Origin of the sequence: Pantoea sp. VS1, assembly GCF_002207995.1 — a bacterium.
Lineage (GTDB): Bacteria > Pseudomonadota > Gammaproteobacteria > Enterobacterales > Enterobacteriaceae > Pantoea > Pantoea dispersa.
Genome location: NZ_NHZE01000147.1, coordinates 1 through 987, shown reverse-complemented (window position 1 = coordinate 987; position 987 = coordinate 1). Strand labels below are relative to the sequence as shown.

The following is a 987-nucleotide window of genomic DNA, read 5'->3' as shown; positions in this document are numbered from 1 at the left end:
AGACGCACTGGTAGAGGATATAAATTACACGATGGTGACCGATCTGCAGATTTCTGAACGCAGCAAAACTGCCGTAACCACGGACAACGTGGCGGCGCTGCGTCAGGGCACTTCCGGCATTAAGCTGCAGACCAGCAGCGAAGAGGGCAACCGCATGAAATACCAGACCCGCGTGGTGTCAAACGCGAACAAGGTCAACCTGAAGTTTGAAGAGGCGAAGCCGGTGCTGGAAGCGCAGCTGGCGAAGTCCGTTGCCGGGATCATGTAATTCAGTCAGCTGACAGATGCGGGAGGCGCCATGCGCAGAAAAATTGAACGACTGGCGTCTTCACTGCCCGGCTTCCTGAATCTGATGCTGACAGCCGCCATCATCACCCTGCTGCTCGTGAACGTAACGGACAGCTGGCTCCCCTGGCGTTTTGTGGACTGGCTCAGGTTGCTCGATGCCGCGCCGGGTGGGGCGGGAACGGGAGAGTTCTGCCTGTTCATGCTGGCGGCGATGTTGCTTTATATCATCAGTATGGGGGCGTGCGGGCTGGTCCTGACCGCCGTGCTGCAGGCTGCCATAAAACGCATTCTGAAGCTTGCAGGTCGCTGAATTACCTGGTATTACTTAACGACCGGTGAAAACCGGCGGCACGCGCCTTAAGGGGAAATGAGAACACTCTCCTGACAACGGGGCGCCTGCCGACCCCCGTCTGTGCCCCCCGGGCAGCGGACACCGGGACAGCACCACCACCACCACGGGTGCTGCCCTCCTCCCTCACGGGATCCCCTTTTACGCTTCCCCCCTGATGCACGGGGTGGCGGGAGCGTGGCTCTGATTTCCCTGACGTATTACTACTGCGCTTCGCGCGCGTCGGGAATAGCGTTGTAACGGCTGTATTTAACCCCTGTTCTTAACTTCCTGAAGGAAAACCCCATGCTCACATTCAACGGTGCGGCACGCACCCTTATTGTCTGGACTACCCTGTTTTTTGCCTGGAG

2 protein-coding genes are annotated in these 987 nt (G+C 58.4%); both read left to right on the top strand.

What is annotated here, in order from left to right:
• Positions 1-268: complement resistance protein TraT (gene traT / locus CBW22_RS25130; RefSeq protein WP_217899544.1), on the top strand; the 268-nt coding region annotated here is incomplete at its 5' end.
• 30 nt (positions 269-298) lie between these two features.
• Positions 299-598 carry a hypothetical protein gene (locus tag CBW22_RS25125; protein ID WP_088518095.1) on the top strand — a complete coding sequence of 100 codons (300 nt, stop codon included), beginning with the start codon at positions 299-301 and terminating at the stop codon, positions 596-598.
• The last annotated feature ends 389 nt before the right edge of the window (positions 599-987 follow it).